Below are 18,721 nucleotides of genomic sequence, written 5' to 3' on the forward strand. Positions count from 1 at the left end.
TCCGCCCCGCTGGGAAAGCGCCAGTGCACTGTCAGTACGCATTCGGTGCGCCGACAGGACACCGCGGTGAATCGCTCCCGAATAGCGTGACGACTCCGATGAAAGCCGTTCGCCCCGAGGAGGTAGGCCCACGGTGTCCACGATGCCGGTCGGCGGGCTGGTTCCCCGCGCCACCGACACCGCCGCGGACCTGGTCGTCCGCAACGCGAAGATCCACACCGCAGACCCGTCCCGCCCGCACGCCGGAGCCCTCGCCGTCCGCGCCGGGGTCGTCACGGCCGTCGGCGACGACAAGGACATGGCCCCCCTCGTCGGCCCCGGCACCAAGGTCGTCGACGCGCTCGGCCGCCGCGTGGTGCCCGGCCTCAACGACGCCCACCTGCACGTCATCCGCGGCGGCCTGAACTACGTACTGGAGCTGCGCTGGGACGGCGTTCCCACCCTGCGCCAGGGCCTCGAGATGCTGCGTGAGCAGGCGGCCCGTACGCCCAAGGGGCAGTGGGTGCGGGTGGTGGGCGGCTGGTCGGCCGAGCAGTTCGCCGAACGCCGGCTGCCGACCGTCGCCGAACTCAACGCCGCCGCGCCCGACACCCCGGTGTTCGTGCTGCACCTGTACCAGTCGGCCGTCCTCAACCGCGCCGCCCTCAAGGCCGCCGGATACACCCGGGACACCCCCGACCCCAAGGCCGGCCAGATCGTGCGCGGCCGCGACGGCGACCCCACGGGAATGCTGCTGGCGGCCCCCAGCGCGCTCATTCTCTATTCGACGCTCGCAAAGGCCCCGGTTCTTCAGGGCGAGGAAAAGAAAACCTCCACCCGGCATTTCCTGCGTGAACTGAACCGATTCGGACTCACCTCGGCGATCGACGCGGCCGGCGGATTCCAGAACTTCCCCGACAACTACAGCACGGTCGTCGAACTGGCCGAAGCCGGCCAGCTCTCGCTGCGCATCGCCTATCACCTCTTCCCGCAGACCCCGGGCCAGGAGACGGCCGACCTCGCCCGCTGGATCGAGTCGACGAGCCCCGACGACGGCGACGCATGGCTGCGCCTCAACGGCGCGGGGGAGAACCTCACCTGGGCGGCCGCCGATTTCGAGAACTTCACCCAGCCGCGCCCCGAACTCACCGACTACGAGCCGGAATTCGAGAAGGCCGTACGGCTCCTCATGGAGAACGGCTGGGGATTCCGGCTGCACGCCACCTACGACGAGACCATCCGCCGCGATCTCGCCGTGTTCGAGAAACTCGCCGCGGAGGGGCTCTTCCCGGCCGGCAACCGCTGGCTGTTCGACCACGCGGAGACCGTCTCCGCCGCCAGCCTCGACCGGATCGCCGCCCTCGGCGGAGCCATGTCCGTGCAGAACCGGCTGTCCTTCCAGGGTGAGGCGTTCGTACGCCGCTACGGCCTCGGGGTCGCCGCGGACGCCCCGCCGATCCGGGCCATGCTGGACCGCGGCCTGACCGTGGGCGCCGGCACGGACGCCACCCGCGTCTCCACGTACAACCCGTGGATCGCCCTGCACTGGCTGGTCACCGGCCGTACCGTCGGCGACCTGACGGTCCGCCCGCCGCACAACCGGGTGGACCGGCGCACGGCCCTCGCGATGTTCACCGAGGCCGGTGCCGCGCTGACCGGCGAGTCGGACGTCAAGGGCGTCCTGCGCCCCGGCTTCCTCGGTGACCTCGCCGTCCTCTCCGAGGACTACTTCACCGTGCCCGAGCCGGACATCGCCCACATCGAGTCCCTGCTGACGGTCGTCGGCGGCCGCATCGTGTACGCCGCCGCCGAGTACGAGGGCCTCGACGAGGAACTGCCGCCGGTCAGCCCCGACTGGAGCCCGGTGGCGCACTACGGCGGCTACCAGGCCGCACCCCGCACGGGCCGCACGGGCCCCCGCCAGGCCGAACTGCTCGGCCAGGCCGCCCTGGAGTCCGAGCAGCACCGCCAGTGGCGGGCCCGCCGAGGGCTCGCCCCCGAGAACGCGAACCCGGTCGCCCTCGACCCCTGCTTCGCGCTCTGACCCGACCCCGCCCCGAGAAAGGCACGTTCCCATGGTCGACATCGACAACGTCACCGCCGCCCCCGGCCCCGACCTCCTCACCCCCGACAACGCCGCGGTGCTGTTCGTGGACCACCAGCCGCAGATGTTCTTCGGCACCGGCAGCGGCGACCGCACCGCGATCATCAACGCCACCGTCGGCCTGGCCAAGGCCGCCAAGGTCTTCGACGTGCCGGTGGTCCTGAGCACAGTCGCCGCGGAGTCCTTCTCCGGCCCGCTGCTGCCGCAGCTCGCGGACGTCTTCCCCGACCACAAGGTCATCGACCGCACCACGATGAACGCCTGGGAGGACCTCGCCTTCGTCGAGGCGGTCAAGGCGACCGGCCGCAAGAAGCTCGTCATCGCCGGCCTGTGGACCGAGGTCTGCATCGTCCTGCCCACGCTGTCCGCGCTCGCCCAGGGCTACGAGGTCTACGTCGTCACCGACGCCTCCGGCGGCGTCAGCCCCCAGGCCCACGAGCACGCCGTCCAGCGCATGATCCAGGCCGGCGCCGTCCCGGTGACCTGGGTGCAGGTGCTGCTGGAACTCCAGCGCGACTGGGCGCGTACCGAGACGTACGCCGCCACCACGGAGGTCGTGAAGGAGCACGCCGGCGCCTACGGCCTCGGTGTCGTCTACGCGCAGGCCGTCATCGGCGCCCACGCGGCGGGCTGAGACAGCTGATCCCAGAGCGTCAGGAACGGACAGGAACACAAACGCAATGGACACCGGACTGTTGGTGCTCCGGCTGGTGGTGGGTCTCCTCATCGCCGGGCACGGAGTGCAGAAGGTCAGTTTCCGGCTGGGCGGCAACGGCCTCGCGGGCGGCACCGAGGAGTTCCGCCACGACGGCTTCCGCGGCGGCCGGCTCACCGCGCTCGCCGCGGGCGCCGGCCAGATCGGCTCCGGTCTGTTCCTGGCGGCCGGCCTGCTCACCCCCATGGCGGCCATGGCCGCCATGGGGGTGATGACGGTCGCCGGCACCGTCAAGTGGCACAACGGGCTGTGGGTGCAGAACGACGGTTACGAGTATCCGCTGGTCCTCGTCGTCGTCGCCGCGGTGCTGGTGCTCACCGGCCCCGGTCGCTGGTCCGCCGATCACGCCCTCGGGCTGACCCCGTGGCCGCTGTGGATCTCCCTCGCGGCCCTCGTGACCGGCCCGGCCGCCGGACTGCTCACCCGTGTGGTGCTGCGCCGCCCGCCCGTTCCCGGCAGGAGGACGCCGTATGCGCAAGCTGCTGACTGACGCGGCCCGCACCCTCGCACCGCCCCGGCAGGACCCGCACGGACCGCTGCCGCCGCTCCTGCTGACGCTGACCGTCGTCACCGGACTGGTCGACGCCGTGAGCTATCTGGCGCTCGGCCACGTCTTCGTCGCCAACATGACCGGCAACGTGGTCTTCCTCGGCTTCGCCCTGGCCGGCGCGGAGGGACTGTCCGCGACCGCCTCCGTCGTCGCGATGACCGCGTTCCTCGCCGGGGCGCTGGCGGGCGGCCGGTTCGGCACCCGGTTCGCCGCCCACCGGGGACGGCTGCTGGCCGCCGCCACGGCCCTCCAGGCGGTGCTGGTCGCCGTCACCGTCGCTGTCGCGCTCGTCCCCGACGACGACGGCGACGTCACCACCCGGGTCCGGTACGCCCTCATCGTGCTCCTCGGCCTCGCCATGGGCCTGCAGAACGCCGTCGCCCGGCGCCTCGGCGTCCCCGACCTGACCACCACCGTCCTGACCCTCACCCTCACGGGCCTCGCCGCCGACTCCACCACAGCCGGCGGAGCGTCCCCCCGCCCCGGCCGACGCGTCCTGTCCGTCCTCGCCATGCTCGTGGGCGCCCTCACCGGCACCGCCCTCCTCCGCCACACCGCCCTCGCCCTCACCCTGACCCTGGCGCTGCTGCTCCTCACGGCGGTGTCGGCGACGGTGTACCGCCTCTCGACCGCCGCCCCGGCCTGGACGAGGCCGCAGTCCTGACCCCTCCGTCTCGGGAGATCAGGCGCCGGCGTGCAGGTAGGCGGCCCACAGAGAGGGATTACCGCGGCGTATGTCGCGGATCGCCCGGACCGCCTTGTGCAGGGCCAGGGCGGAGCGGCGGGAGTCGAGTGTGTGCGGGCCGGTGCGCAGATGGGTGTAGAACATGTCGGCGACGACGACCGCGATCCCGTCGTTGATCTCCCACAGGGTGCCGATGACATGGGGGTATCCGGCGAGTTGGAACGCCGAGGTCAGATGGATGGCCTCGTCGACCAGGTCCGCGGTGTCGATGGCCGCGGTACGACATGCGGACAGATAGGCCAACTGGGCCTGGTCGAGCAGGACGGGGGACAGGCTGGCGACGGTGAGCGGGGCGTCCTTGTGGTCGTGGAGCAACAACGTGCTTTTCGACGGGTCGGTGGGGTGGCTCCGGCCGTGGCAGGCGAAGTGGGCGATCGGACAACTGGGCAGATGCGCGAGGACGTTGTCCCTGGTCGGTGTCTGCGGCGACGCGTCGACGGACTCGTCATGAGGTGGATCGGGCTCCAGGAGCAGGACGAGCTCCGAGGCGTGGTGCCGCAGGCGAGCGACTTCCGCGCCGACGTAGTGCAGCCGCCCGTTCTTCCTCAGGTGCGGAGTTGTGGGCATGGCCACGACCAGCGCCCGTGACGGTGCGGCAGGCGCCGGGGGACGCTGACGGGCGTGGCGCAGCGCGCGCACGGTGGGAGTGTAGGAGGACACCACCCGGTCCAGGACCGTGCGCCGTTCCGGGGCGTCGGCCGGGTCGGTGTGGTAACCGGCCGCGTGGACGGGCAGCAGGCCGAGCAGTCCGCCCGGTGCCCACCACACCCGGGGCCAGGTCGTCTCCGGCGCGGGCACGCCGTGGTGGCCCAACGCGGACAGGACGGGCCCGGTGGCGGCGTCCCACAGCCATTCGAGGATCTGGGTGAGAGTGGCCTGGGCTTCGCGCCGCTCGGATTCGTCTTTGCCCGACGCCGCGGTGTGGAGGGCCTGGTGGAAGGTGTTGACCTGGTCGATCAGAGTGTCACGGCCGAGTTCGGGCAGGGAGAGGGCGTCGATCCCGCTCGCGGTCAGCAGGAGGGCGTGGCTGCCGTGTCGGCTGGTGTTGAAGACCACGACGGGGCCTTGGTCCGCCTGGGCGAGAAGGGCGGCAGTGGTGGGCGGCAGCCCGAAGGAGGCGAATCCGTCGCGTGTCCTGATCTCGTTCAGTGTCGCGGCGAAGTCGAGGGCCAGCCGTTGGCGGTCCGGCTCGCGGCGGTCGTTCTGAACCCGGGGCTGTGTCTTCGAGTGATCGCTCCGCTCCGGGGCCCTGGCGAAAGTGTCCACGGGCTGGTCGAGCTGTTCGCGCAGGTCGACGAACCGCGTGGCCAACTCGGGGGCTGCCTGGCGCAGATCGGTGAGATCGCTGCGAGTGTCCATCGCCTGGCTCAGCAGAATCGCCCGGCCTCCCTCCAACAGTCTCAAAGCCCGGGTGGCGCGTTCTGCCCGCGTCCCCCTGGTGTCGGCGAGGGCCAGCGCCGCGGCGTCACCGGCCAGGCCCGCGAAGCGGCCGAGCGCGAACTGCTGGTCATCGCGGCCCAACCGGCGCGAAGCGACCTCGGGCAGCAGCCGTACCGCGGTCTCCAACAGGTCAACCGCCCGCCTCACTTGTGACGTCGCGAGCAGACGGGCTGCCTCCTGGGCCCCGCTGATGCGGGCTGAGGGCGGCGCCGAGGAAGACTCGCACGCGGTGGCGTGGACGGAGGCGGCGTGGCGCAGGTCTGCGGGATCTGCCGACTGTCGGAACCGCCTCTGCAGCGCGCTTCCCAGGTTGTTCAGGTAGTAGCCTCGGTCGGAATGGCCGGAAGGGGTGACGTCGACCGCTTCTTGGAGAGCGTCCACGGCCGCGTTGAGATCCGCTGTGTCTCCCTCTTCCGGCGTGTGGTCGAATCGACTGAGCAGAGCGATCCCCAAGTTGGACAGGAACATGGCTCGGTTGGGGGAACCGGTGGGCGTGGCCCGGTCGACATCCCGGCCGACGCGGATGGCTTCGTCCAGGTCCGACCGATCTCCGTTGCGCTCGTACCGGCCTCGCAGCGCGAGCGCCAGATTGGAGAGGTAGCCTGCTCGGAGCGGGTCGTCGGTGGGTGTGGCCCGGATGGCGTCCCTGCCGACGCGGATGGCTTCGTCCAGGTCTGCTCGGTCTTCGGTGCGCTGGGACCGGCGGTGCAGCGCGGCACCCACGTTGTTCAGGTGCCACGCCAGGTCGGGGGAGTCGGCCGGAGTGACCCGTACCGCCTCTCGACCCAAGGCGATGGCCTCGTCGAGGTCTGCTTGGTCTCCGGTGCGTTCGAACCGTGCCTGTAGCCTGCCGCTCAGGTGGTTCAGGTGCCACGCTCGGTCGCGCGGGTTGTCCGCGGGAGTGGCTTGGACCGCCTGCCGGCCGAAGTTGATGGCTTCGTCGAGGTCTGCCTGGTCTCCGGTGCGCTCGAACCGCGTTCGCAGTGCGTTCCCCAGGTTGTTGAGGAAATTCTCCCGGTCGCGATAGCCGGGCTTGGCAGTCTGCACCGCGTCGCGGATGAGGCTGATGGCTTCGTCCAGATCTGCGGGATCTCCGAGGAAATCGAACTGGGTCTGCAGCCCGCTCCCCAGATGCGCCAAGTACCCGGCCCATTGGGGTGAGTCGGCAGAGGCAACCTGGACCACGTCACGGCGGACGCCGATGGCCGCGTCCAGATCGGCCAGGTTGCCGGTGTGCTTGAAGCGTGCATGCAGCGCGTTCGCCAAGTGATTCAAACGTCCGGCTCGGTTGGGGGAGCTGCTGGGAGTGCCTTGAACCGCTTCCCGGCCGACGCTGATGGCTGCGTCCAGATCGGCCGGACCGTCGGTGTGCTTGAACCGCGCCAACAGGGCGTTCCCCAAGGAGGACTGGAAAAGCGCCCGGTGGGGGGAGCCGGCGGGAGCGAGCCGGACCGCCTCCCAGCCGGCGTCGACCGCCGCGTCCGCGTCCGCTCGGTCTCCGTTGCGCTCGCCTCGCAGGCGCAGCGCGATACTCAGGTTGTTCAGGCGCCCTGCCCGGTTGGGCGCGTCGGGAGGAGTGGCCCGGACCACCTCCTGCAAGGCCTCGACGGCCTCGTTCAGATCAGCCGGGTCCGCGGTGCGCTCGAACCGCAACCGCAACGCGTTACCCAGGTTGCCGAGGATCTTCTCTCGACCGGGGTCGCGGGTGGAGGCGGTCTGGACGGCGTCGCGGCTGACACGGACGGCTTCGTCCAGATCCGCCCCGTCTCCGACGCGCTCGTAGCGGGTCTGCAGCGCGATCCCCAGGTTGGCCAGCGTGCCCGCCCGTCCGGGATCGTCGGCGGGAGTGGTGGCGAGGATGCGCTGCCACAGGTTCACCGCGGCGGACAGCCACGCCGGCTCGGCAGAGGACATCGCTTGTAAGAGCGCGTGGTCGGCCGACGGCACGATGGCGTCGCGGAGGATGGGAAGCAAGGCTGCCGGCAGAGCGTCGACACCGTTGAGGAAAGACGGTGTGAACAACTCGATCGCGGTGTCCAGGTCCGCGTCGCCTTCACCTTCGGGGAGTGCTGCATACCGGTACCAGTGCAACCAGCCGAGTGCCTGCCCGACTTCGAGGTCCAGGCCGTCGGCCAGGAACGGGGCGAGTCGTCGGGCCTCACTCCACGATTGCAGCTCCAGTGCCGCCCCGTGATCGCCGGCGTTGATGCGTCGTAGCCGTGCCTGCACCGCGGCGAGCCACTGCGCTCGCTCTCCTGAATGACTATGCACGCAAAGTGAGACTAGTCGCACAATCAGTAAGATGAGGCATGTTTGCCTTTTCTCGCCACTCGCTGGGGGACAGCCCATAGGCGGCGCGGAAGACGCGGCTGAAGTGGGTGGCGCTGAGGAAGCCCCATCGGCCGGCGACGGCGGCGATGGTCTGCCGCCCGCGGAGCCGGTTGACGAGGTCGCGGCGGCACTCCTCCAGGCGGCGGCGCTGGATCCAGCGGCCGACCGTGGTGCCCTCGTCCTGGAACAGCTTGTGCAGGTAGCGCACCGAGATGTGATGGGCCCCGGCGATCACCTCGGGGGAGAGGTCCGGGTCGGCCAGATGCAGGTCGATGAACCGCAGGATGCGTGACAGCAGCGGCGACCGGGCCTCGGGCATGCCCGCCGCGTCCTGGCCCAGCTGGTCCGCGGCCAGGGTGGCGAGCAGGTTCACGGCGTTCCAGGCGAGCATCTCGCCGACCGACGGCTCCGACGAGGAGACGGTGTCGGCGAGCTCCGACAGGAACGGCGACAGCAGCGAGCCCAGCCGGGACGACCGGCTCACCGGGGCGGCCATCACCCGCCGTACGTCACGTTCCTGAAGCCCCAGCGACTCGCGCGGCACGAGGAAGACCTTCAGCCGGCAGCGCTCGGGGAAGTCCAGCACGGGCGGCCGGTCCGCGTCGTAGAAGCAGATGTCCCCGGGCTCCAGCAGAGCGGTCGCGCGCTCCGGCCCGTCCACGGCCCGGCCGCCGCCGCGGATGGCGACGAAGAGGTACTCGCCGCTCGCGTGGGCGGTCAGCCGGCGGCCCGGTGACCACGGCCCGTCGCCGGGCAGCCGGGCCGGCTCCGCACCGGTGACGACGACGTCCAGACCCATCGGCATCCGGCACACCGTCCCGTTCATCATCGTCGCCTCCGAGGCCACCCGAACAAACCGCCCTTCACCTCGACGTCCACTGCGAACGGAGCGTAGAAGGGCGGATGTGCAAAAGAAGTGACGGCGAAGTGACAGCGGCGGCCGTACCACCGCACTACCCGCTGCCCGTGGCCGCCAAGTGGTCGAGCAACCGCTGCCGTGCCGCCCGGCGCTCCGTCAGGGAATCGTGTGCGGCGCTGAGTTCGGCGGCGAACGCGCGCAGCAGGTCGTGGGGCGCGTACCGGCCCGGTGCGTGTTCCGTGACGAGGTGGGCCTCGGCGAGGTCGTCGAGGATCAGCCGTGCCGTGCGCGGGGGCACGGCGGCGAGGGCGGCGGCCGTGGCCGGGGTGAGGTCCGGGCCGGGATGCAGGGACAGCAGGCGGAACAGCCGGGCGCTCCCGGGCGGCAGGCACCGGTAGGAGGCGGCGAACGCCAGACGGGCGTCAGGGGCGCCCGCCGGTCCCGCGAACGCGTCGAGACTGCCCCGGGACTCGCGCAGCTCCGCGGCGATCGCCGCGAGCGGCAAGCCCGTGCGCCCCGCGACCCGGGCGGCCACGATGGCCAGGGCCAGCGGCAGCCGGCCGCAGCGCGCCACGATCTCGTCCGCCGCCGCGGGCTCCGCGGCCGGCCGCTCGGGCCCGGTCCGCAGGGCCAGCACGGCCCGCGCGTCCGCGGCCGACGGCAGGTCCAGACGCAGCGGACGGGCACCGGAGGCGACCAGTCCGGGCAGGCCGTTGCGGCTGGTCACCAGCGTCAGACAGCCCGGCGACGCGGGCAGCAGCGGCCGTACCTGGTCGGTGTCGAAGGCGTCGTCCAGCAGGACGAGCACACGGCGCCCGGGCAGCACGCTCCGGTACAGCCCCGCGAGGGCGTCCAGGCTCCCCGGGAGCCGACCGGCGGGCACCCCGAGCGCGCCGAGCATCCCGCGCAGCGCCTCGGCCGGTTCCAGGGGCGTCCGGGACGGGGCGAACCCCCGCAGCTCGACGAAGAGCTGACCGTCCGGGAACCGGTCGGCGACCTCGTGCGCCCAGCGCACCGCGAGCGTGGTCTTGCCGATGCCCGCCATCCCGCCGATCAGCACCGTCGCGGGCGCCCCGGTGGCACCGGCCGCCGCCTCCGTGATCTCCCGCAGGTTTCCCAGTTCGGCCCTCCGGCCGGAGAACACCTCCAGATCCGGCGGCAGTTGGGCAGGCCGCACCGGCTCGGACACCACCGACCCTGCCGCCGACGTCCCCCGCCAGGAAGGCAGTCCGCCCGGCCGCAGCTCCTGACGCAGCACCCGGCCGTGGGCGGCGGCCAGCTCCGCGCCGGGCGACACCCCCAACTCCTTGGCCAGCAGCCGTCGTACGCCCTCGTACGCCGCCAGCGCCTCCGCCTGCAGCCCGCAGGCGGCGAGGGCCATGACGAGGCGGGCGTGCAGCGACTCGTTCAGCGGATCGAGTTCCACGGCCTGGCGCAGCCGGGGCAGCACGGGCTCGGTTCCGCCGCACAGCAGGGCCGCGTCCGCCGCCATCACCGTGGTGTGCACCAGCTCGCGCTCCACCGCGGCGAACACGGCATGCCCCCGCACCGAGGAGGGGATCCCCATCGCCACCGGGCCCCGCCACTCGCTCAGCGCCTCCACGAAGTGCCGCAGCGCCACCTCGGGTCTGCCCGTGGCGGCCGCCCGCTTGCCCCGCTTGGTCAGACCGCGGAACCGCAGCAGGTCGACGTCGTCCTCGTCCGCCTCCAGCAGATAGCCGCCCGCCCGGCGCAGCAACCGACGGCCGGGCGCCCGGGGCGGCAGATCGGGTTCGAGCAGCCGCCGCAGCGCGCCGACATACCGGCGCACCACGTTCAGCGCGCTGGCCGGCGGCCGCTCGGGCCAGAGCACCTCCACGATCTCGCCGACCGGCACGGGCCGCCCCGCCCCCACCAGCAGCAGCCCCAGCAGGGCCCGCTGCTGGGGGAACCCGAGATCGAGCTCCCGCTCCCCCTCGCAGACCCGCAGCGGACCCAGCACCTCGAACCGCGTCAACTGTTCGCAACCCCCTGCCGTCGACCCCCTGACAGCAGGGTAATGAGCCCGGCCGACGGAACGACCCGCCGCGCCCCGTACGCCTCCGCCCACCGGTGAACCGAACCGGGGTCGGATCCCCGTACGGGAAGGCGCTACAGCGCTGCCGCGGCGCCGTGCAGGTTCTTGGCGGCCAGGGCCAGAACCGCACCGACCCCCGCGAGGTCGTCCTCACCCCCCACCTCGTCGGCCGCGGCACCACGGCCGGGCCGGCCTGACCCGACGTACCCTCGATGTGCGGGAGCGCATCCGGGCCGTGTGCCGGCTGGAGGGCAGACGCTGATCCGGGTGGACCGGCCCGAAGAGTGAGACCCGGGGACGACGAGGACGCCATGAACCCACTGATCAGTGCCATCGAGTCGGAGGTCGCCGCGTGAGGATCTCGCAGCGCGCCGGGGCCGTCGCCCCGTTCTACGCCATGGAGTTCGGCAAGCATGCCGCGACACTGGAGTCGCAGGGGCACCACGTCGTCAAACTCAGCCTGGGCGAACCGGACTTCGGCGCACCCCCGGCCGTCCTCGACGCGATGCGCGAGGCCATGGACGGACGGCCCATGGCCTACACCGCAGCCCTCGGACTGCCCGCGCTGCGGCAGGCGATAGCGCGGTTCTACGAGGTCCAGCACGACGTCGACGTCGACGCGTCCCGCATCGTCGTGACCGCGGGAGCCTCGGCCGCCCTGGTCCTGGCCACCGCCGCCCTGGTCGACCCCGGCGACGAGGTGCTCATCGGTGACCCCTCCTACCCCTGCAACCGGCAGATCGTCGAGAGCTTCGGCGCCCGCGTCACCCTCGTCCCCACCACCGCGGCCTCGCGCCACCAGCTGGACGCGGCATCCGTGCGCGCGCACTGGACGGACTCCACGCGCGGCATCATGATCGCCACCCCGTCGAACCCGACGGGCACCTCGGTCCCGGCCGACGAACTCGCCGCGATCTGCGACCTCGCCCGCGCCCGCGACGCGTGGCGCATCGTCGACGAGATCTACCTCGACCTCAGCGACCACGACGCCGCCGGCCGACCGCCGCGCAGCGCGCTCTCCCTGGACCCCGACGCCGTCGTCATCAACAGCTTCTCGAAGTACTTCGGCATGACCGGCTGGCGGCTCGGCTGGTGCGTCGTCCCCGAGCCCCTCGTGCCGGCGATGGAGCGCCTCGCCCAGAACTACTTCCTCTGCGCGTCCGCTCCCGCCCAGCACGCCGCCCTCAGCTGCTTCACCCCCGAGTCCCTCGCCGTCTGCGAGGCCCGCCGCGCCGAGTTCGCCGAGCGGCGCGCGCTCGTCCTCGACGGCCTCGCGTCGATCGGCCTGCCGGTCCCCGTCCCGCCCGACGGCGCGTTCTACGTCTACTTCGACGTCAGCGACACCGGCCTCACCTCCTGGCAGTTCTGCGAACGAGCACTCCAGGAGGCCCACGTCGCCCTCACCCCGGGCCGCGACTTCGGCACGGCCACGGCCGACACCCACGTCCGCCTCTCGTACGCGGCCTCTTCGGACGACCTGCGCGAGGGCATCACCCGGCTGGGGAAGTTCGTGGCCACCCTGCGCTGACCGCGCTAGTGCCGTGACCGGAAAGGTTTGCCGGGAAGCTCGCGGCGTCCGGTGCGGTGCATCGCAAGGCGGAGCATCGCCCGAGTACTGGACGTACTCGGGTGATGCGACAACGCGGCGGTGGGGGCCCCTCCCGCGCGAGCGAAGCCGAGCGTGGGGGAGCCGTGCCGGGCGCCGCGAGCCGGTGAACCTTTTCGGTCACGGCCCTAGCGCACCGGCGCGGTTTCCAACAGTGCGCGGGCCATGTCCCGCGCGGGTGCCTCGGTCTGCTCCGCGACGCGGCGGAAGGTGTCCTGCGCGGGGCGGGCCGGCCAGGCCGGAGGGAGGTGGCGGGCCGGGAGCCGAGGGTCCGTGCGGATGGTCCAGAGCCATTCGCTGACCAGGCGCAGCCGGGTGCCGATCGGGTCGTCCCCGGAGCCCGCACCCAGGTGGGTGGTCCAGCGCTTGTCGAAGGTGACGTAGCGGGCGGCGATGCTCTCCAGGTCCCAGGTGTCGCGAACCATCAGCTCGATGTTCGTGGCCTCGTCGGCCCGGGCGTGGAAGATCTTGACGTGGTCGGCGAGGTCGAGTTCGGAGACGATGGCGGCGGCGTCGACGGTGCCCGGGGCGATCCACAGCCCGCTGTAGAGCGCGCCGAATCCGGACCAGGTGAGCCGTGAGCGCAGGTCGTGGCGCTGGCGCTTCCAGGAGTCGGGGAGGGAGAAGCCCAGCAGGGTCCAAGAGCCGTCCCAGTCGTCGTTGACGGCGCCCTGTCTCCAGATGCGCGTACGGCCGTCCTCCAGGACGCGGGTCGCCTGAGGCGTGAGGCCGAAGTACATCCTGCGGCCCTCGCGCTGGCGCCGCAGCAACCCCCGGTTGACCATGCGGGTCAGCGTGGACCGTACGGCCTGCTCACCCACCCCGGCGCGGCCGAGGACGTCGATGATGCTGCCGGAGTAGACGCACAGGTCCCCCTCCTCCAGGACGTGGTTGCCGAAGAAGGCGAGCATGAGCGACTGCGGACGCGACTGCGGGCCGTCCGAGGTGTCCAGGATGTCGTCGTTCTCCACGACGGCAAGAGTACGGCCGCCCACCGACACCGCGGCGGGCGGCCGTACGCCGTCACTGGCCGTCGGCGGGGTGCGCAAGGTCGTACGGCCGCAGGTACGGGGTGGGGCGGTAGGCGGTGTAGCGGGTGGGGGTGGAGGGATCAGCTGCCGTGGCACGGGCGTTGAGGGACTCGGGGTCGGTGCCCTGCCACCTGCCGGTGGTGAGGCGGTCCTCCAGGGTGTGCAGGGCGGCGAGCTGCTCGGCGGGGCTGAAGGTGCAGTGGCCGGCGTTGTCGGTGTACGCCTGACGCAGCAGGGGTGCCGAACCGGCGGCGGTGACGGCCCGGCGCAGGGCGCTCTCGGTCTGGACCGGGACCAGGGCGTCGCCGATGGTGTGGACGCTGAACTGCGGCTTGGTCAGCCTGCCGGTGAAGGAGCTGGTGCGGCTCATCCACGCGACGGCGGCCGGGTCGGCGCTGATGCGCGGAGCGCGGTTGAGGGTGGCGAGGTCGGCCTTCAGGGACAGCCCGGCCTTCTTGTACAGCTCGGTGACCTCCTTGCGGACCGACGACCGGCCGAGCAGCTGCGCGTAGTCGACCCCGGTGTTCCAGGACATGTTGCCGCCCGCCCGGACCTCCGCCTCCTGCCGCCGGTTGAAGGCGGCGATCTTGAGCAGGCCCTTGACGGCGTCGTACTGGTTGGCCTGCTGAGCGTCCCAGTCGGTCGCGGCGGGCCGGGTCTGTGTCGGCTGGTTCCAGACCGGGATGTTGTGCAGGGCCGCGGCCAGGGCGACGCGGGCCCGCCCGGCGGGCGTCGACTGCGCCGAGTCGACCACGGATGTCAGGGCGTTGGCCGCGTCGGTGGCGGCCGTCTGGTCGGGCAGGCCGGTCAGGGGGATGTCGGAGTCGGGTGCGAGCAGCGTCTTGAGGGCGAAGGCGGGGTCGAGGGTGTTGTTCCAGTTGGCGACACCGCCGTGCACGAGCCCGCACAGGGAGAGGGAGCCGTCGATCCGCTCCGGGTGGCGCTCGGCGATGGCGGTGGTGACCAGTCCGCCGTACGACCTCCCCCAGGCGATGGTGCGACGGGCCGCGCCGAAGCGGTCGGTGAAGGCGGACAGTGTGGCGAGCTGGTCGGGGACCGCGTCCGTCACCGCCCAGCCCGTGGTGGCGTACGAGGAGCCGACGAGCGCGTAGCCCCGCGCGAGCAGGAGCGCCTTCGTGGCGTCGTCCGGGGCGTCCTGGGCGGGGTTGGGCGCGCCGGCCTGGGTGTAGCCGTGGCTGAAGAGCAGGACGGTGCCGTTCCAGGCCGCGGGCACGTCCATCATGTACGTGGCGCCCGAGGCGAGTCGGCCCTCGACGTGGCTCGGGTCGGAGGGGGCCGCCGCGGCCGACGTGGGTACGGCGGTGACGGCGAGCAGCAGGGCCGCCGTGCAGGCGGTGCGTCGTGCGGTACGGGTGCGGGTGCGGGGCGTCATGCGGAGATCTCCTGGGAGTGGGGGGAGGCGGGGCGTTCGGCGGTGCCGGCCAGGGAGGTCCGGCTGGTCTCGCGTACGAAGCAGACCGTCAGCGCGGTGACGAGGGAGCCCCCGCACACCAGCAGGGCGACGGGCGTGCCGCCGCCGCTCTCGGCCACCAGGCTTCCGGCGATCATGGGGGAGAATCCGGCGCCGATGAGGGTGGCGCCCTGGTAGCCGAGCGAGGCGCCGGTGTAGCGGACCCGGGTGCCGAACATCTCGGTGAGCAGGGCGCCCAGCGGGCCGTACATCGTCGACTGGGCGATGCCGTGGCCGAGGACGACGGCGAGGATCAGCAGACCGGGTGACTTCGAGTCGACCAGCGCGAGCACGGGGAAGGCGAGCGCGGCCGAGGCGAGGGCGCCGACGAGGACGACCGGGCGGCGGCCGACCCGGTCGGAGAGCGCGGAGGCGCAGGGCAGGACGACGAGGGCGACGCAGGCGGAGACGGTGAGCGCGGTGAGCACCTGCGGGCGGGCGTAGCCGATGCCGGTGGCGTACGCGATCAGGTAACTGGTCAGCAGGGACTGGGCGGTGAAGGCGCCGATGCCGACGCAGCAGGCGAGCAGCACGGGACGCGGGTGGCGCAGCACGTCGAGGATCGGCAGCCGGGACTCGGCGCGGTCCTGCTTCACCTCGGCGAACAGCGGGCTCTCCACCACCTTCAGCCGTACGAAGAGCCCGACGCCGAGCAGCACCACGCTCAGCAGGAACGGCACGCGCCAGCCCCAGGCCGCGAACTCGTCCTTGGGCAGGGTGACGACGAAGGTGACGACGGCGGTGGACAGCAGGGAGCCGAGCGGTGCTCCCATCTGCGTGAAGCTGGACCACAGTCCGCGCCGCCGCTCTCCGGCGTGCTCGACGACCATGAGGGTGGCACCGCCCCACTCGCCGCCGATGGCGACGCCCTGGACGACGCGCAAAGTGATCAGCAGGACCGGCGCCCACACGCCGATCGTGTCGTACGTGGGCAGCAGGCCGATGAGGAAACTGGCGCCGCCCATCAGGCCCATGGTGAGCAGCAGCATGGACTTGCGACCGAGCCGGTCGCCGAAGTGACCGAAGAGGATGCCGCCGAGCGGGCGGGCGACATAGCCGGCGGCGAAGGTGCCGAACGCGGCGACGGTGCCCACGGCGGGGTCGGCGCCGGGGAAGAACAGCTCGCCGAAGACGAGGGCGGCGACGGTGCCGTAGACGAGGAAGTCGTAGAACTCCACGGCGGTGCCGAGCAGTCCGGAGAGGGCCACTCGGCGCAACTGCCGGTTTCGTTCGCGGTCGGGGGGCGGTGATGCGAGGGGGGACGGGGGCATCGCGGTCTCCCTTGACGGGGGAAGGACACCGCGAAATTAGGCTCTCTTTCTACCGGCGTCAAGAAAGTGCACAACATTGGCTGGTGGGAGGGCGGGCCCGCCACGCCTCACAGCGCCACGGCGGCGGCCTCCTGCCGTCGCTCCACCCCCCGCCCGAACCGGCGCAGCAGAAGCACCGCGGTCGTGGCCAGTCCGATGAGCAGCCCCAGCCAGATGCCCACGGTGTCCCAGCCGGCCGCGAAGCCGAGCAGCGCGGCGGCGGGCAGGCCGACGAGCCAGTAGCCGACCAGTGTCACCCGGAAGCCGCCCTTGGTGTCGTCGAGGCCGCGCAGCAGACCGACGCCGATGTTCTGGGTGCAGTCGAAGAACTGCATCACCGCGGCGACCAGCAGGAGTTGGGCGGCGAGGTCGGTGGCCGACTTGTTCTCGCTCTCGAAGAACGGCGCCAGTACGAGGTCCGGCACGGTGACGTAGATCAGGGCCACCACCGCCATCACCGCGGCGGCGCACGCCAGCGCGGTCGACTTCAGCCGCTGGGCCGCCGCCGTGTTGCCGAGGGCGAGTTCGCGGCTGACGCCGAGGGAGGCGGCGTGGGAGAGGCCGACCGCGATCTGGAACACGATGTACACGAGCTGGTTGACGGCCGTGTGCGCGGCCAGCGCGGCCGTGCCGAAGCTGCCCACCAGCAGCGCGACCACGGAGAAGAAGCCCGCCTCCGAGCCGTAGGTCGCGGCGATCGGCGCGCCCAGACCGGCGAGACGGCGCAGGGTCGCCGGGCGGGTCCTCCAGATGCTCAGCGACAGCACCGGTGCCAGCGTGGGGTCGCGGCGCGCGGAGACGTACAACGCCAGGAACGACAGCGCGTGGACCGAGGTCGTGGCCAGTCCGACGCCGGGCAGGCCCAGCTTGGGCAGCCCCCAAGTGCCATGGATGAAAACCAAGTTGAGGCCCGCGTTGACCGCGATCGAGGCGATCGTGATGCGCAGCAGGGCCTGCGGGCGGCGCATGCCGACGGTGAACTGGCGGATCGCCTGGAACCACAGGCAGGGCACCAGGCCCGGAGCCATCGCGTACAGCACCGGCTTCGCCGCGTCGACGACGTCGGGGTCCTGGCCGAGGAACACCAGGGCGTGCCCGATCAGCACCATCAGCACCGCGCCCGCGAGACCGGCGAGCGTGGACAGCAGCAGACTCGCCCGGACCAGGTCCCGGACCTCCTCGTGGGCGCTCCCGGCGTCGGCGCCCTCCTTCTCGGCGCGCGCGTCCGCCGCGGCGACCTGGTTGCCGACGGCGGTGACCAGGCCGACGCCCATGGTGCGCAGCTGGTTGAAGACGACCATGGCGAGACCGCCGGCGGCCAGGGCCTCGGTGCCGATGAGGCCCATCATGACCGTGTCGGTGGTGGTGAGCGCGACCTGGGCGAGCTGGGTGAGCGCGAGCGGGACGGCGAGCGTGGCCAGGGCGCGGCCGTCGACGAGGAGGCGGGTCAGGGCGGGCGGCATCAGTTCGTTGCCTGCGGGGAGTCGGGCGCGGTGGTGCGGCGGAGTTTGGTCAGCAACTCGTCGACCTCGCGCTCCACTTGGGGAGAGAGGAGATCGTGTGCGGCCATCCAGTCGTCGTCGAAGACGGTGTCCATGTACTTCTCCCCGCCGTCGTTGACCAACGCGACCATAGTCGTGCCCGGCGCCAGGGCGGACATCCGGGCCAGGGCCTCGTACACCACCCCGCCCGCCGAGCCGCCCAGGAGCAGGCCGGTGCGGCGGGCGACGGCCCGGGCGGTGGCGAACGCCTCCACGTCCCCGACCTTCGCCCCCTCGTCCAGCAGCGAGTAGTCGACCATCGCCCCGATCGTCGCGCCCTCGGGCGTGCCGGTGCCGGACTGGTAGTAGTCGTGCGCGGGCGGCCCGAAGGCGATCGAGCCCTTCGGCTCGACCCCGACGATCCGCACCCCGGGCACGGTCTCGCGCAGCACGCTCCCGGTCCCGAACAGTCCGCCGCCGGTGCCGACGGCGCCGATCAGGATGTCGACACGGCCGTCCAGGGCGGCGTCGAGCTCGCGGGCCACCGGGTGGTAACCCACCCCGTTCGCCGGGTTGTTGTGCTGCTCGGTGAAGTAGGCGTTGTCGGACTCGGCGGCCATCTTCTCCGCGAGCTCCTCGCGGGCGGCGGTGGCCAGTTCCTCGTCCCCGCCCGCGGCGACGTAGACCAGCTCGGCGCCGAGCGCCTTCATCGCGCGCAGCTTGTCGACGGCCGCGTGGTGGTCGACCACGGCGGTGAAGGTGTAGCCGCGCTCGGCGGCCACGACGGCCAGACCGAGCCCGGTGTTGCCGGAGGTCGACTCGATGATCCGCCCGCCCGGGCGCAGCAGACCGCGCTCCTCGGCGTCGATGACCATCTGCCGGGCCATCCGGATCTTGGCGGTGCCGGTGGGGTTGAACTGCTCCAGCTTCAGCAGCAGCCGGGCATCGCTCTCCGTACGGCACAGCTCGAACAGCGGGGTGGCGCCGATGAGTTCGGAGACCTGCCGCACGACGGGCGGCCGGTGCAGGGGGTCGTCCATGGA

13 protein-coding genes are annotated in these 18,721 nt (G+C 72.2%); 5 read left to right on the plus strand and 8 right to left on the minus strand.

Features of this window, described 5'->3' with window-relative positions:
* Positions 1-142: 142 nt before the first annotated feature.
* From ACGFNV_RS39830 to ACGFNV_RS39845, 4 genes are read left to right on the plus strand one after another with little or no spacing between them, the layout of a single operon-like run.
* Positions 143-2,023, plus strand: coding sequence for an amidohydrolase (locus ACGFNV_RS39830; protein ID WP_393629762.1), 1,881 nt, complete (start codon positions 143-145; stop codon positions 2,021-2,023).
* A 31-nt stretch (positions 2,024-2,054) separates the two neighbouring features.
* A complete protein-coding gene (locus tag ACGFNV_RS39835; RefSeq protein WP_393629638.1) occupies positions 2,055-2,717 on the plus strand; it encodes a hydrolase in 663 nt (220 codons plus the stop codon).
* A gap of 46 nt (positions 2,718-2,763) precedes the next feature.
* Positions 2,764-3,288 carry a DoxX family protein gene (locus ACGFNV_RS39840; RefSeq protein ID WP_393629640.1) on the plus strand — a complete coding sequence of 175 codons (525 nt, stop codon included), beginning with the start codon at positions 2,764-2,766 and terminating at the stop codon, positions 3,286-3,288.
* A complete protein-coding gene (locus ACGFNV_RS39845) occupies positions 3,269-4,012 on the plus strand; it encodes a YoaK family protein (protein WP_393629641.1) in 744 nt (247 codons plus the stop codon). The genes ACGFNV_RS39840 and ACGFNV_RS39845 overlap by 20 nt, the downstream gene beginning before the upstream one ends.
* Positions 4,013-4,030: 18 nt before the next feature.
* On the opposite strand, the gene ACGFNV_RS39850 is transcribed toward ACGFNV_RS39845, so the two are convergent.
* From ACGFNV_RS39850 to ACGFNV_RS39860, 3 genes are all read right to left on the minus strand, one after another.
* Positions 4,031-7,825, minus strand: coding sequence for a CHAT domain-containing protein (locus ACGFNV_RS39850; RefSeq protein WP_393629643.1), 3,795 nt, complete (start codon positions 7,823-7,825; stop codon positions 4,031-4,033).
* Positions 7,797-8,693 carry a helix-turn-helix domain-containing protein gene (locus ACGFNV_RS39855; RefSeq protein WP_393629645.1) on the minus strand — a complete coding sequence of 299 codons (897 nt, stop codon included), beginning with the start codon at positions 8,691-8,693 and terminating at the stop codon, positions 7,797-7,799. Before ACGFNV_RS39855 ends, ACGFNV_RS39850 begins: the two co-directional genes overlap by 29 nt.
* A 124-nt stretch (positions 8,694-8,817) precedes the next feature.
* The gene (locus ACGFNV_RS39860; protein WP_393629647.1) at positions 8,818-10,719 is read right to left on the minus strand and encodes a BTAD domain-containing putative transcriptional regulator; all 1,902 of its coding nucleotides are present in this window, start codon (positions 10,717-10,719) and stop codon (positions 8,818-8,820) included.
* A gap of 412 nt (positions 10,720-11,131) precedes the next feature.
* Between ACGFNV_RS39860 and ACGFNV_RS39865 the strand changes: the two genes are divergently transcribed.
* A complete protein-coding gene (locus ACGFNV_RS39865) occupies positions 11,132-12,307 on the plus strand; it encodes a pyridoxal phosphate-dependent aminotransferase (RefSeq protein ID WP_393629649.1) in 1,176 nt (391 codons plus the stop codon).
* Positions 12,308-12,513: 206 nt separating this feature from the next.
* Here the strand turns inward: ACGFNV_RS39865 and ACGFNV_RS39870 are convergent, their stop codons facing one another.
* The 5 genes from ACGFNV_RS39870 to ACGFNV_RS39890 form a co-directional block, all read right to left on the minus strand.
* On the minus strand, positions 12,514-13,296 hold the full coding sequence (locus ACGFNV_RS39870; protein ID WP_393629764.1) for a PaaX family transcriptional regulator C-terminal domain-containing protein: 783 nt from the start codon (positions 13,294-13,296) through the stop codon (positions 12,514-12,516).
* Between the two features lie 112 nt (positions 13,297-13,408).
* Positions 13,409-14,809: an alpha/beta hydrolase family protein gene (locus ACGFNV_RS39875; RefSeq protein WP_393629651.1), complete on the minus strand. Its 1,401-nt coding sequence runs from the start codon at positions 14,807-14,809 to the stop codon at positions 13,409-13,411.
* Positions 14,806-16,158 (minus strand): MFS transporter, encoded by a 1,353-nt coding sequence (locus ACGFNV_RS39880; protein ID WP_393629653.1) that lies wholly within the window; start codon positions 16,156-16,158, stop codon positions 14,806-14,808. The genes ACGFNV_RS39875 and ACGFNV_RS39880 overlap by 4 nt, the downstream gene beginning before the upstream one ends.
* Before the next feature lie 107 nt (positions 16,159-16,265).
* The gene (locus tag ACGFNV_RS39885) at positions 16,266-17,660 is read right to left on the minus strand and encodes an MATE family efflux transporter (protein WP_393629654.1); all 1,395 of its coding nucleotides are present in this window, start codon (positions 17,658-17,660) and stop codon (positions 16,266-16,268) included.
* Positions 17,660-18,718 (minus strand): cysteine synthase family protein, encoded by a 1,059-nt coding sequence (locus tag ACGFNV_RS39890; protein WP_393629655.1) that lies wholly within the window; start codon positions 18,716-18,718, stop codon positions 17,660-17,662. Before ACGFNV_RS39890 ends, ACGFNV_RS39885 begins: the two co-directional genes overlap by 1 nt.
* Positions 18,719-18,721 lie beyond the last annotated feature (3 nt).

It is taken from the genome of Streptomyces sp. NPDC048751 (genome assembly GCF_043198595.1).
Lineage (GTDB): Bacteria > Actinomycetota > Actinomycetes > Streptomycetales > Streptomycetaceae > Streptomyces.

What these genes read in the sequence shown, in the direction of transcription:
- ACGFNV_RS39830 (WP_393629762.1), top strand. Translation starts at nt 143, where the DNA reads ATGCCGGTCGGCGGGCTGGTTCCCCGCGCCACCGACACCGCCGCGGAC.
- ACGFNV_RS39835 (WP_393629638.1), top strand. Translation starts at nt 2,055, where the DNA reads ATGGTCGACATCGACAACGTCACCGCCGCCCCCGGCCCCGACCTCCTC.
- ACGFNV_RS39840 (WP_393629640.1), top strand. Translation starts at nt 2,764, where the DNA reads ATGGACACCGGACTGTTGGTGCTCCGGCTGGTGGTGGGTCTCCTCATC.
- ACGFNV_RS39845 (WP_393629641.1), top strand. Translation starts at nt 3,269, where the DNA reads ATGCGCAAGCTGCTGACTGACGCGGCCCGCACCCTCGCACCGCCCCGG.
- ACGFNV_RS39855 (WP_393629645.1), bottom strand. Translation starts at nt 8,693, where the DNA reads ATGATGAACGGGACGGTGTGCCGGATGCCGATGGGTCTGGACGTCGTC.
- ACGFNV_RS39870 (WP_393629764.1), bottom strand. Translation starts at nt 13,296, where the DNA reads ATGCTCGCCTTCTTCGGCAACCACGTCCTGGAGGAGGGGGACCTGTGC.
- ACGFNV_RS39875 (WP_393629651.1), bottom strand. Translation starts at nt 14,809, where the DNA reads ATGACGCCCCGCACCCGCACCCGTACCGCACGACGCACCGCCTGCACG.
- ACGFNV_RS39880 (WP_393629653.1), bottom strand. Translation starts at nt 16,158, where the DNA reads ATGCCCCCGTCCCCCCTCGCATCACCGCCCCCCGACCGCGAACGAAAC.
- ACGFNV_RS39885 (WP_393629654.1), bottom strand. Translation starts at nt 17,660, where the DNA reads ATGCCGCCCGCCCTGACCCGCCTCCTCGTCGACGGCCGCGCCCTGGCC.
- ACGFNV_RS39890 (WP_393629655.1), bottom strand. Translation starts at nt 18,718, where the DNA reads ATGGACGACCCCCTGCACCGGCCGCCCGTCGTGCGGCAGGTCTCCGAA.